Below are 11,304 nucleotides of genomic sequence, written 5' to 3'. Positions count from 1 at the left end.
CGCACCTTCCAATCGTGAGGGGCGCACCGAAATTACCGGCGCGTAGGGTGAGGTATACCACCACCAGTTGCCCGAGTCAACGGAATCAGCCTTGCGCGGGCACCGGAGTCTGCTGGTACAGCGCGAGCCGCCAGGAGCCGTCGTGGCGCACGTAGACCGACGACATCAGCGCGACGAAGCTCCCGCCGTCGTCGTCGCGCCAGGCCCGAGCGCGGTAGGTCAGGGCGGCCGCGTCCACCCCGATGCGCACCAGCCGCTCGTCGGAGATGGTGTAGCCGCTCCAAGGGGGTGCGTCCCGGAGCGAAGCGACCACCGCCTCGCGGTCCAGCGCGAACCCGTGGGCCAGCACCATGACCCCGTCCGGGGTCATGAGCCCGCCGTAGAACTCCGAGCCGGTCCCCTCGCACAGCGAATCCCAACCGGCCCGCTCCAGCTCCGTCAGTTCCTGATAGATCGCCATTCCTCCCTCCAGCCGCAGGTGGTGGTCCCTCTGAGTAGTCATGGGTCTCCGCTAGGCTACAGGTTGTGAGCATTCCTACCAGCCATTCGACTGCCTCAGCCGATGCTGCACTGGACGCCGTCGCCCAGGAGATACTCCGCCTGGACCCTGACGGAATGAAATGGTCTGCAGCGATCCGGCGCACCTACGACATGGTCTATCTCGGGCAGCAGACTGGCCGGTACCGCTGGGATCAGCTGATGAAGACTGAGAAGACGCACTTCGGGACCATGTTCGAAATCAACGCCCAGCGTGAGTTCGGGTTCGCCGACGGCGTCAAGACCGATTACAGGATCGCCGCACACCAGGTCGACGCCAAGTGGAGTCAGCGGTCAGGCGAATGGATGCTGCCTCCCGAGGTGTTCGATGAGATCGCGCTGGTCGCCACTGGCAGCGACCAGGACTCGGTCTGGTCGCTCGGGCTCATCCGAGCCACCGACGAGGTACGCAGGGCGAAGGGCAATCGAGACCAGAAGAGTCAACTAAACGAACTGGGCAGACGCTCCATCCGCTGGCTGTGGAGGGATGCTCCTCTGCGGCCGAACGTGCTGCTCCAGCTCCCCAGGAAGACGGTCGATCACATCTTTGACCATATCCACGGGACACAGCGCACGCATCGGTTGTTCCGGGAAGCAGAGGGCATGATCGTCCACCGCAACAGCGTGGCCACAGTTGCCAAGCAACTGGACCCTCAGAAGCGCGTCCGCGGCAACGGCGGCTCACGCACCGTGCTACGCAAGGAGGGCTACCTGGTCCTCAGCGGCAAGTACCACCGGAGACTGGCTGAAGGACTCGCGGTCGCCGTGCCGCTCGCAGACGAGTACATCTCCGTCCGCGTTGTGCGTGCTGCAGAAGGCGAGGGAGTACAGATCGACGGAGGTTGGTGGCGGCGTGCCAGACCCGGTGAGGTATCCGACGAGCCTGCGCCGGTCGTCGGCGAACCCAAGTCCTCCGGCGATGAGTAGCGTAGTCACGAGATCAGGAGCCCTTCGCGTCGGTTCCGAAGCACTGCGAGCCCTCGATACGTTAGTGTCTGCCGCTACTCGTCCTTGATCCGCGATTCAATGAGCGCTCGGGCCTCCGGAGGGAGGCCGCAGAAGGCGCTCCACGCCCGCTCGAGGTCGGTCCAGCTGCGCTTCCCTTGGTGTACCCACTGTTTGAACTCGGCTTGCTGGGTGGGTTCAAGGCGGTCGACTGCAGCCTCGACTCTGTCGAGGCGTGCCGCCTTGCCATTGGATCCGGAGTTGCAGCGTTTGCACTGCGTGACTGGCATTTCGTTGGCATCGCCGTCCGGCCGTACGACCTCGCGGTTCGCAATCGAGAGGACTGCGGAGTGCACAGGGTCGTCCGGATAGGTTTCTCCGCCCGCAATCCCGCAGGTCCTGCACATGTAGTCGTCACGCGCGAACGTCTCTTGGCGAGCCTTCGCGCTGAGCGTCTTCCTCTTCGAACCTTTGGAGGCCTCAGCCCTCGCCCGCTTGTCCCAGACCGCAGCGCCGATCCGCACGAGCCGCAGGTCCTCAGGAGTGAGCGAAGCGTCCTGCTGGTTGGTATTGATCACCCAGCCGAACTTCCGCAGGTCCCGGATGCGCCGGTCGGCCTGGGAGGTATCGGGGAAAGCCTCTCTGACCTGGTGTTTTGTGAAAATGTTACCTTCGCCGACAAACTGCTTGAGCCACAGCGCACCCCGCACCATGACACCAGCCTTGAGGTCAGGATCGTTCCAAGTAGGTTCGGACACGAGCTGCTCCGTTTCGTCAGGTGTCCGCGCCACGCTCATGCAGCAGTGGCCCAATAGGACGTCAGTGCCTCCTGACATGATGTCATGGACGTAGAGGAGACATGCATCCCATGGAGGGGCCATGCGAGACGAGCTGGGTCAGTCGGTGCAGAGCGGCAAGATCGAATCGATCATCGAGGGGCGGTTGAGACAGGCCAGGCAGGATGATGGAGCAAAGATCACCGTCCCGTGGCGGGGCGGCGAGGAGAAGCACCTGCATGTGATATCGATCCCTCTCAATGTGCTCTACTTCAACCCCGACACCCACAGGATTCGTGCGCAGCGAACGTTGGATGCGAAGCGGGACGCTGTGCTCGATTCGGACCCCTGGAGCGAGGAAGCCCAGGACTACCTGCATTACCTGCTGCGCTGCAATCCTTCCGATCCCGAGAAGACCGACCCGGACTACATCGCGCTCAAGGAGCAGCTGGAGACCTTCGACCAGAGGGACCCGGGGATCATCACCCCGAAAGGGGTCCTCGTTGACGGGAACACTCGCTGCGCTGCGTTGAAGGACCTTGGAAAGGAGTACATCCGGGTCGGAGTCCTGCCGGATGACACCTCCCAGAACGACATCAACGACGTTGAGCTGCGGATCCAACTGCGCAGCGTCAAGCGCAGGGAGTACTCCTACATCAATCGGCTCCTCGCCATAGAGGATGAGATCAAGAAGCGCCGCAACGAGAACGATATTGCGAGAGAGTTCGGTATCAAGACCAAGACCCTCCAGCAAGACCGGTGGGTCTACAAGTTGATCCAGGAAGCGATCGAACGCAGCCGCACAGATGATGGGACCAGCCTCCGGTTGATCGACTTCGAGGACCATCAGGAGAAGCTCCGTGAGCTCCAGCGCGACTTCACCAAACTTGCCAAGACCAACCCCGACGAGGCGGAGCGGTTGAAAGAGTCGAGACTGGCGGCGCTCCTCCTCGACTTCGCGAAGACCTCCATGCGGCTCGTTGAGCCAGACTTCTACGAACGCTATCTGGCCGAGAGCCTGCCTGAAGAGCTGCGGCCCCAGAGCCAGGAGTCGGAACCCGTGCAGGTGCCCGGCCTTGAAGTGGAGGTTCCAGGGGAGAGCTCCCAGGTCAAGAAGGTGCGCAGCCTCACAGACCAGCTCCTGAAGGACTTCGCCACCACCCGATCGCCCAGTGGGGAAACTGCAGCGGCAGGAGAGTCCCGCAATCGCCTTGACAAGGCAGGCAAGGTCTTCTCCAATGCAGCGAAGCTGGCCGGACAGAACGCCCAGCTCAAAAAGCGCCAGATTGTAGTCCCCGAGCGGCTCACCGACGCCGCCGACCATGTTCGCCAGTGCGCCGCTGAGTTCGCGGAGGCGCGTGCGAAGGGCGCGCTCGACGAGGAGGCATTCGACGATGCGCTCATTGCTCTCAGGGACGAGTTGGCCCGTCTCGCCAAATACGCGGGCAGAGCCTTCGACACCCCAGGAACCGGAGTCGAATGGCTGCTGGAATCGGTGAACAACGCCTAGGAGCGGTGCGTATGGCGGATCGAAGCCTTCACCTCGAATTCAGTGACGACACCTCTCACGCCGTGCTCAGGGCAAGACCCGAGTACGAGGAGGACCTGCGGCGGTTGGCGCTCCGGTTCAGCAGCTGTATCCAGCGGTCTCCTACCTCGATCGAAGTGGAGATCGACGACCTGTTCGCCAATCTGGGCGTCCTGAACAGCTGGCCCGACAAGCCCGGAGTGGAGTGGTCCCCATCGCTCAAAGCCCTCGCCGCCGATTCAGCGTCAGACGCACAGAGCGTAACCAGGCGACTCGAAGGCTCAGTCGACGAAGCCGTGGATCCGGACCAGGTCTCGATACTTCTGGGGCCAGCCTGGGACGACAAGCTCACCGCGTTCCAGCGGAGAGATGTTGCGAAGCTGCTGTCGCTGCGGCACGGCGCGAACTTCTCGGTCCCTGGAGCGGGGAAGACGCGGGTCGGCCTCGCGGTGTTTCAGGCGCTGCGCCAGCAGGGCGTGGTGGAGCGCATCCTGGTCGTCGGACCGAAGTCCTCATACGAGTCATGGCTCGGTGAGAACGAAGAATGCCTGCCTGACCCAATGCGAATGAAGGTGCTCGACGGGCGTCCCGACCCGGCAGCGGACGGTCTTCTCGTCAACTACGAGCGCATAAGCAGGTCATTGGGAGTGCTCGGGAAATGGCTGTCAGACGCTCCGTCGATGCTGCTGCTCGACGAGGCCCACCGTATGAAGCGCGGTGCGGACGGAACATATGGGGCCGCATGTCTAGCCCTCGGCCCGCTGGCTCGCCGCAGGCTCATTCTCACCGGCACTCCGGCGCCGAACGGCGCCCGCGACCTGGAAAGCCTGCTCGGCTTCGTGTGGCCCGGCTATGGGCGCAGGAAAGTGGTGCAGGCAGTTGCGGGCGGCGACCTGGCGAAAGCGAGCAGAGTTCTGAAGCCCTTGTTCACCAGGACCACGAAGAAGGAGCTCCAGCTCCCACCGATGGAATCGCCGAAATTGCGGCTCGTCCAAATGCCTCCGCGCCACCGGGAGGTATACGATGCGCTGACGGGGCGCTTCTCCTCCAGGGCTGCTGGCTACGAGGCCGACTTCCAGAGCCTGGGACGGACGATCGTCTATTTGCTGATGGCTGCTACGAGCCCTGCGCTCCTGTCTGTGGGTTCCACTAGATACGAACCGCTCGAGTACCGAGTGCCCCCGCTCAAGGAGCCAGAGGGGTCGCGGCTGTTCGATCTTATGGCGGACCTGCCCAGTTACGAGATGTCTCCGAAGTTCGCTGAGGCACTGCACATCGTCGCGGAAAACGCCGAACAGGGTAGGAAGACCCTGGTCTGGTCCACTTTCATACGCAGCTTGAACACGCTCGAGCGAATGATGTCCAGGTTCTCGCCGGCAGTCGTCCACGGGGGCACCGAGGACCGGGAGGAGCAGCTCAGGAGGTTTCGGAGAGATCCCGCCTGCATGGTCCTCCTCTCGAATCCCGCCACGCTCGGCGAAGGCATCAGTCTCCACCATGACTGTCACGACGCGGTCTATATCGACAGAGACTTCGCCGCCGGACGTTTCCTCCAGAGCCTCGATAGAATTCACCGCCTTGGCCTTCCGCAGGACACTACGACCAAGGTCACTATCCTCGCCTCAGAGGGGACCATTGATGAGGTCGTCGCCCAAAGGCTGGAGACCAAGCTGAGATTCATGGGCGGGATCCTCGATGACCCTTCAGTGAAGGAGCTCGGGGATCTCAGCGAGGACGAGCCCGTGAGCGGGGGCTTGAATCCTGATGACATCAAAGCTCTGATGGGGCACCTCCATGCCTACCCCGCCTGAGCCGGTCCTCCGCGCCGCAGTCCGCTGGCTCGAACTTCTGCCGTCGAGCGGGGTTGCCAGGGCCAGGGCGATCTTGACTTCCGGCCGAGGGTCCGGCGGCATCACAGCCACGCAGTACGAGACTGCCTACGACTGGTTGGCCAGGTCTGGCCTGCTCCAAGTTCGACCTCCCTGCGGCCGAATCGAGTATGCCGTCCTGGAGCAGACTCTGATCAGCGATGCCCCGCTATGGTTCAGAGACGCCGACCTACTCGTCCGAGACCCCGACGAACTTCCTGCTGATGCGGTTCGCGCTGCGGAAGCGCTCGGCCTGAGCCTTGATGAGGCCTACGCATGTGTGATCTCAGCCTGGGGGAGAGTGGACGCCGAGGAGAGGAAGCGAATCGGCGACGCTGGCGAGCTGGCTCTGGCGAAGCTGATCGAGGAGTCGACGACTGCATCAGTCGAGCACGTCGCGTCCTACAGTGATGGACTGGGGTACGACCTGCTGGTACGTCGCGGGTCCTACCGGTCTCATATCGAGGTCAAGTCCACAACAAGGCGAAATAGACTTTCGATTTACCTGTCGCGCACTGAGTTCGAGACCATGTTGCGGGACGCGGACTGGCAGATGGTTGCTGTGCTACTGGACAGGCAGTTGAAGATGCTCGCAATCGGAACCGTCTCCAAGGAACTGATCTCTGCCAGCGCCCCAGCCGACACGCACACCCACGGGAGATGGGAGTCGTTTCGCCTAGACATTCCGGCCGAGGAAATCGAGCCTGGATTCCCGCGACTTGCGACCGCCCTTGGGGCAGATCCTCCGGGCCCGCTCCTAACGAATGCAGCCTCCTGGCGGCAAATGCTCTTAGAGACAGCTGGCTCAACCCCGGAGGTGACAAGGAGGTCCGCCGGAGCGGTCAGCTGATCCTTGCGCGGTGTTTGGAGAAGAGCACCTGGCGATCGTGATCCTCCTGGCCCAGGAAAGCCTTGAACTCGCTGAGCCGGTAGGTGCGGGCGCCGTCGCGGCGCTGCTTCTCGACGATCTCGAAATCATGGCTCAGGTGAATCAGTCGGCGCTCGAGCTCGGGTTGATCCATCTGCACCCCGGCCTTGGATAGTCTGCGGAGGATGGTGTCAGCTGCCATCGCTCGCGAGCTACTGCTCAGTAGTTTGTAGACTGGGTCGAGGACGGTACTGGTCGATTCGATGAGCGTCTGCGGTTCCCCCTCCTTGCGGAGTGCTCTCGCGATCGCAGACCCCACAGCTTCGGCGACCGGCGGGGGGAAGGCGTTTCCGATCTGGCGGTAGCGGCTGGTCTTCCTGCCGGTGAACTCCCATTCCCCGGGGTCGTTCCAGCCTTGGATCCTCGCGACCATCTCGGTGGTCAGTTTTGGGCCCGGCACCATCTCGGGCGGTTCCCAGCCTGCTTCCGGGGGCGCATCTGCCACGCCCATCGCGTCGACACCCATGGCGGCCCACGCCTGTTTAGCGCGGGTAGGTCCGAGATCGGCCCCGCCGTGCTTCTTCGACCCGCCGACAATCGTGGGCGCGATCCTGTCGGCCTTTCGCGCCCAGTCATCGGCGCCCCTCCATCCGCGCGCGGACATGAGGTCCTTCAGCGCCTCGCCGACGGTAGGCGGGGGAGTCCCGCCCGAGTCGGGCCATCGGAAGTACTGTGCGTGCTCGGCCGGGAGCGCCACCAGGACGAAGCGGGGCCGGAGCTGGGGGACTCCGAAGTCGGAGGCGTGGAGCAGCTTCCACTGGCCGATGTAGCCGTGCTCGTTCAGTCGGTCGAGCACGTGCTGCCGATAGCCGGTGAAGCGGTTCGTGCTCAGGCCGCGCACGTTCTCCAGCAGCAGTGCCCTCGGGCGGACCTTGCCGCACAGCTCGACTGCCCAAGCGAAGAGGTCGCGCTCGTCGTTCGCACCGAGCTGCTTGCCGGCGATGCTGAACGGGGGACAGGGCACGCCTCCGGCGAGCAGGTCAACTCCTTCGTAGTCAGACGGGTTCCAGACCTTGGGGTCCGCTACGTCGCCGATCCGCACATCCCATTCGTCATGGTTGTGCATTAGCGTCTTGGCCGCGTTCGGGTCCAGCTCCACCGCCAGCTCGTGTCCGAACCCCGCCCGATCAAGTCCGAGCGACTGCCCGCCGGCGCCGGCGCAGATCTCCACGACCTTGAATTGGTGCTTGTGCTGCTGTGCCACCACACAGTCCCCTTTCTTGAGCGGAGCCGTCGAACCCCCCACCGGGCAGACAGTCTGCCGTACCGGTCAGCCGAGGATATGATCAGGCTCCGACAATCTGGCCTCATCCGCACCAGAACTCTGCTTAAGCCACAGATCGGCCGGACCGGCGCGCGGTGACGACGTCGCAGACCACCCCGGCGCAGTCCTCGGGAGGCTCGTGCTCCCAGAACCGCAGGACGACCCAACCCGCCTCTTCGAGCCTGTGGTCGGTGTCACGGTCTCTAGCAACGTTGCGGCCGATCTTGCCTTGCCAGTAGTCGGTGTTGGTCTTAGGCATCACGAAGTGCTCAGGGCACCCGTGCCAGTAGCACCCGTCTATGAACACCGCGACCTTCGCAGGTCGGAAGACGAGGTCGGCGGTCCGGCGCATCTCGCGGAGGGGCTTAGCCGCAACCCGGTAGCGCAACCCGGCGGCATGTACCAGCGATCGCAGTGCCAGCTCGGGGGAGGTGTCTCGGTTCCGGTTGCCCAGCATGCTCTTGCGGTTGGCGGCTGAGGATGCCCACGACCCGTCCGGCGCGACCCAGGCGCCGGGGGAAGGCGATTTGCTCATGCGGCAGCTCCAGAAATTCAAAGCACTGAAAAGACTCGGCTGAATCTTAGATCCCCGGAGTCAGGAAGCCGAAAACCGATCACGTGAGGACTCGGAATGACATCTCGGGGCGGGGCCGGTCGCTCCCACCGTGCGGCCGGCCCCGGTTTGGGAGGCGAAGGTCTTCAGGCGGGCAGGCGGTCCTGCAACAGCTCCCGGGCGTGGTCGATGACGGCGTCAAAGTCACCGCGGATCGCAGCCGTGGTGTCGGTCAGGTAGCGCAGGACGATCACCAGCGCCTCGGTGCGGCGGCCTGGTGGAATCTCCGAGCTCAGGTGCGGCTCTCCGAGGACCGAGCGGATGGCACCCTCCACTTCGAGGAAGTTCGGTGGGGGCGCCGTGCCGGTCGCGGTGGCCCGGAGTTCGTCCAGGAACGCCGCGAGAACCCGGTGGTCGACCGGTCCGGGGCCGCAGAACCGGTCGACCAGGCAGACGGTGGCGACCGCCTCCAGATGATCGAAGGCGCTCTCCGGATCGTGGCGGTCGAACCGCTGCGTCAGGCGCCGGTGGCGGGCCTCGTCGCCGAAGGCGAGCGCGGTGATCGCGGCGCGGTGCAGCTCCGCCGGGGTCATGCGTATTCCTCCCGGCGGTCGTCGCGGTAGCCGTAGAGGGCCTCGGATTCGAATACGGCGGCGACCAGTTCGCGGCCGGTGGTGTCGGCCCGGTCGAACAGGTCGGCCAGGGCTTCGTCGGTCCGATCTGGGCCGAGGAGCGCTTTCAGCACGGCCCACATCGAGGCCGGGTGGTCGGCCTGCGGGACATCGAGGTAGAGCCGACCTTCTCCGTAGAGGACCCGCACGAGCGCCTCGGTCTTGAGCTGCGGCAGGTTGGGCCGGTCGGCCCGGAGCCCGGCGATGAGCCGGGCGAGCGCTGACCGGTCGAGGTCGTCGCCGAAGTGGTCGGCGACGGCAGCGGTGAAGACGGCGAAGAGGAACATCTGGTGGGCCAGGTGGTGCTCGGATTGGATCGTCTGTCCCAGGCGATTCGCCTCGCGGCGGTCGCCGCGGAGCACGGCGATCGCGTGGGACCGGAAGAGACGCTTCCGTTCGTGGAGATTGAGTGTCATCGGAGGCCGCCTCCGATCACGGTGGTAGCGTGGAGCATGTCGAAGTGGTCCTCCCAGCCGGTGACGCAGTGCGCGGTGCGGCCCGGTGCGCGGGTCTCGTGGTGCGGTTCGGAGATGCCCGGCTGCGCCGCTTCCTCGGGAACCCGGGATGCCCTGTGGAAGGCGATGACGGCGAGGATCCAGCGGATGAGTCGGATCAGGAGCGCGATCTGGCGGCCGCATTCGCGTTCGGCGGCGGTGTGGTGGGCGCGAGCGAGCGGCTCGGAGTCGCGGATCCACGCTTCCCAGGCGTCTTCGCGGTCCCAGCCGAGGTAGTCGTCATCGGCGGGGGCGGACGGTTCCCAGTAGCGGCGTGGGCGCGGCGCCGGTCTCGGTTCGGGCGGGAGTGGGTCGGGCAGCTCGCCGCGGCGGTGGCGTCCGGTGCGGTGGTCCTGACGCCAGTGCGAGGTGCCGTAGGGGCCGGGGTCGTGCGGGTCGTGCTGGCGGCCGCCGATCTGCCAGGTGTCCCCTGGCCGGTGCCGGTGCTCGGGGCGCTGGCCGGGGCGGTGGGCGTGCCGCTCGACGGCGTTTTGCTCGGTTGCGCCGAGGCGGTTTTCGCGTAGGCTGACTCCTACCACGGGAGGTTCTCCTCTCTGGTTGGAGGCGGGCCGCCTCGAAGACGGCAATCTGATGTGGCGGCCCGCCGGCTTGTCTATTGAGTTGGATCGGAAGTACGCGCACTGCGCGTATCGGGACTGTTACACGTGCTGTCGGGTGAGTCAACCACCGACACGCATGTCGTCCGAATTCCATGATCTCCGCCCGCATCGGCGGCAGTCCGCGCAACGGCGAGTGTCTGATCTTGGGCAGACGACATTCCGGGTCCACATTGTTAAGGTCGATCCATGTCCAAGAAAGTATGGCTGATCGCGGCGGGCGCGGTGTCGGCCGTCGTCGCCGGGATCAGCGTGTGGACCGCGGCGGTCTCCCAGTCCGGCCAGGACGAGCCACCGGATACACCGACCGATGCTCCGGCGTCGCACGACGGCTCCGAATGGGACGAGGACCGGATGCGGAACGCGACCCCGGCCCCGATGCCCACAGTCGATTAGCTCTGCCGGGCATCGGTGGCCCGGCAGCAGACCGGGCCACCGATATCGAGCCGTCGTCGAGCGAGGGCCACGGATAGCGTTATCGACCATGAAGGGAGCGAGGTCGGACGCGGCGGCGCTGCGGAGGAGCGGCGGCGAACCCCACACCGCCACGCCCGAATCCATCAGCGGAGCTACGGCTCAGATGTGCTCTTCGAGGAGGTTTCGGGGGTCTGGTTCGCGATCAGGTCGGCTGGAGCCCAGATTGCGTCGGCGACCTCTTCGGTCTGCAGGGTGACCTCGCCACCTCGAAGTTGGCAGCGCGCTGCGAGGGCGGCTTTGATGAGCCCGCGCCAGTCCTCGGCTTCGAGCTGGCGTCGGATGCTGTCGTTAATTGCCTCGTAGGCCAAGGCTAGATCGAAGACGGCGGCGTCGAGTTCGTCGTGACCGCTGGCTTCGGTCCTCATCTCGGCGGTCTTCTCGTCAAGCGCGTCGAGTGACGTCCTGATCTTTACGAGTGCCTTGTCCGAAGGCCTCCAGCCAGACTTGATCTGTAGATTGTTCACGGTCAAGCTCCTGTCCAGTGCGAGCAGTGCACATCCTGTACACATGGACATGAGAGCCCTGAATGCAGTGAGATACCTTGAGTGAAGGGGGGTTCGGTCTGGTGAACACTGAACCTCTCTCATTGTAAGCGAGTTCCGTAGTACGGCAATAGTGAAGCTCCTGGTACAACAGCAGTCGCAAA

General features: G+C 64.6%; 13 protein-coding genes. 5 read left to right on the top strand and 8 right to left on the bottom strand.

Features of this window, described 5'->3' with window-relative positions:
• Positions 1-85: 85 nt before the first annotated feature.
• Positions 86-502 carry a nuclear transport factor 2 family protein gene (locus tag CUT39_RS09455; RefSeq protein ID WP_198587007.1) on the bottom strand — a complete coding sequence of 139 codons (417 nt, stop codon included), beginning with the start codon at positions 500-502 and terminating at the stop codon, positions 86-88.
• Between the two features lie 23 nt (positions 503-525).
• On the opposite strand from CUT39_RS09455, the gene CUT39_RS09450 reads away from it, so the two are divergent.
• A complete protein-coding gene (locus tag CUT39_RS09450; protein ID WP_198587006.1) occupies positions 526-1,464 on the top strand; it encodes a NaeI family type II restriction endonuclease in 939 nt (312 codons plus the stop codon).
• A 74-nt stretch (positions 1,465-1,538) separates the two neighbouring features.
• Here CUT39_RS09450 and CUT39_RS09445 read toward each other — a convergent pair whose 3' ends face one another.
• Positions 1,539-2,240 (bottom strand): hypothetical protein, encoded by a 702-nt coding sequence (locus tag CUT39_RS09445; RefSeq protein WP_157930574.1) that lies wholly within the window; start codon positions 2,238-2,240, stop codon positions 1,539-1,541.
• 121 nt (positions 2,241-2,361) lie between these two features.
• On the opposite strand from CUT39_RS09445, the gene CUT39_RS09440 reads away from it, so the two are divergent.
• Genes CUT39_RS09440 through CUT39_RS09430 form a run of 3 tightly spaced genes read left to right on the top strand, consistent with a single transcriptional unit; the run spans position 2,362 to position 6,504 of the window.
• Positions 2,362-3,768, top strand: a complete 1,407-nt coding sequence (locus CUT39_RS09440; protein WP_100445870.1) for a ParB N-terminal domain-containing protein — start codon at positions 2,362-2,364, stop codon at positions 3,766-3,768.
• An 11-nt stretch (positions 3,769-3,779) separates the two neighbouring features.
• Positions 3,780-5,597 (top strand): DEAD/DEAH box helicase, encoded by a 1,818-nt coding sequence (locus CUT39_RS09435; protein WP_100445868.1) that lies wholly within the window; start codon positions 3,780-3,782, stop codon positions 5,595-5,597.
• On the top strand, positions 5,581-6,504 hold the full coding sequence (locus tag CUT39_RS09430; RefSeq protein ID WP_100445866.1) for a DUF3883 domain-containing protein: 924 nt from the start codon (positions 5,581-5,583) through the stop codon (positions 6,502-6,504). Before CUT39_RS09435 ends, CUT39_RS09430 begins: the two co-directional genes overlap by 17 nt.
• On the opposite strand, the gene CUT39_RS09425 is transcribed toward CUT39_RS09430, so the two are convergent.
• From CUT39_RS09425 to CUT39_RS09405, 5 genes are all read right to left on the bottom strand, one after another.
• Positions 6,497-7,786, bottom strand: coding sequence for a DNA cytosine methyltransferase (locus tag CUT39_RS09425; RefSeq protein ID WP_232805680.1), 1,290 nt, complete (start codon positions 7,784-7,786; stop codon positions 6,497-6,499). The genes CUT39_RS09430 and CUT39_RS09425 overlap by 8 nt on opposite strands.
• Before the next feature lie 124 nt (positions 7,787-7,910).
• Complete coding sequence (locus CUT39_RS09420) at positions 7,911-8,381, bottom strand: very short patch repair endonuclease (protein ID WP_100445864.1); 471 nt, start codon at positions 8,379-8,381, stop codon at positions 7,911-7,913.
• A gap of 164 nt (positions 8,382-8,545) precedes the next feature.
• Positions 8,546-8,992, bottom strand: coding sequence for a hypothetical protein (locus tag CUT39_RS09415; RefSeq protein ID WP_100445862.1), 447 nt, complete (start codon positions 8,990-8,992; stop codon positions 8,546-8,548).
• Positions 8,989-9,486 carry a hypothetical protein gene (locus CUT39_RS09410; protein ID WP_100445860.1) on the bottom strand — a complete coding sequence of 166 codons (498 nt, stop codon included), beginning with the start codon at positions 9,484-9,486 and terminating at the stop codon, positions 8,989-8,991. Before CUT39_RS09410 ends, CUT39_RS09415 begins: the two co-directional genes overlap by 4 nt.
• On the bottom strand, positions 9,483-10,103 hold the full coding sequence (locus CUT39_RS09405; protein WP_100445858.1) for a hypothetical protein: 621 nt from the start codon (positions 10,101-10,103) through the stop codon (positions 9,483-9,485). The genes CUT39_RS09410 and CUT39_RS09405 overlap by 4 nt, the downstream gene beginning before the upstream one ends.
• A 267-nt stretch (positions 10,104-10,370) precedes the next feature.
• On the opposite strand from CUT39_RS09405, the gene CUT39_RS09400 reads away from it, so the two are divergent.
• Positions 10,371-10,577, top strand: a complete 207-nt coding sequence (locus CUT39_RS09400) for a hypothetical protein (RefSeq protein WP_100445856.1) — start codon at positions 10,371-10,373, stop codon at positions 10,575-10,577.
• Between the two features lie 173 nt (positions 10,578-10,750).
• Here the strand turns inward: CUT39_RS09400 and CUT39_RS09395 are convergent, their stop codons facing one another.
• The gene (locus CUT39_RS09395) at positions 10,751-11,122 is read right to left on the bottom strand and encodes a hypothetical protein (RefSeq protein WP_100445854.1); all 372 of its coding nucleotides are present in this window, start codon (positions 11,120-11,122) and stop codon (positions 10,751-10,753) included.
• Positions 11,123-11,304 lie beyond the last annotated feature (182 nt).

The sequence above is a fragment of the Glycomyces xiaoerkulensis genome (genome assembly GCF_002798405.1).
GTDB lineage: Bacteria > Actinomycetota > Actinomycetes > Mycobacteriales > Micromonosporaceae > Glycomyces > Glycomyces xiaoerkulensis.
The sequence above is the reverse complement of the archived record's forward strand: the minus strand, read 5'-3'. Positions and strand labels throughout refer to the sequence as shown.

Bases quoted from the DNA above. Each gene is read 5' to 3' on its own strand.
- CUT39_RS09410 (WP_100445860.1), bottom strand. From the start codon at position 9,486: ATGACACTCAATCTCCACGAACGGAAGCGTCTCTTCCGGTCCCACGCG.
- CUT39_RS09455 (WP_198587007.1), bottom strand. From the start codon at position 502: ATGACTACTCAGAGGGACCACCACCTGCGGCTGGAGGGAGGAATGGCG.
- CUT39_RS09440 (WP_100445870.1), top strand. From the start codon at position 2,362: ATGCGAGACGAGCTGGGTCAGTCGGTGCAGAGCGGCAAGATCGAATCG.
- CUT39_RS09415 (WP_100445862.1), bottom strand. From the start codon at position 8,992: ATGACCCCGGCGGAGCTGCACCGCGCCGCGATCACCGCGCTCGCCTTC.
- CUT39_RS09420 (WP_100445864.1), bottom strand. From the start codon at position 8,381: ATGAGCAAATCGCCTTCCCCCGGCGCCTGGGTCGCGCCGGACGGGTCG.
- CUT39_RS09400 (WP_100445856.1), top strand. From the start codon at position 10,371: ATGTCCAAGAAAGTATGGCTGATCGCGGCGGGCGCGGTGTCGGCCGTC.
- CUT39_RS09435 (WP_100445868.1), top strand. From the start codon at position 3,780: ATGGCGGATCGAAGCCTTCACCTCGAATTCAGTGACGACACCTCTCAC.
- CUT39_RS09430 (WP_100445866.1), top strand. From the start codon at position 5,581: ATGCCTACCCCGCCTGAGCCGGTCCTCCGCGCCGCAGTCCGCTGGCTC.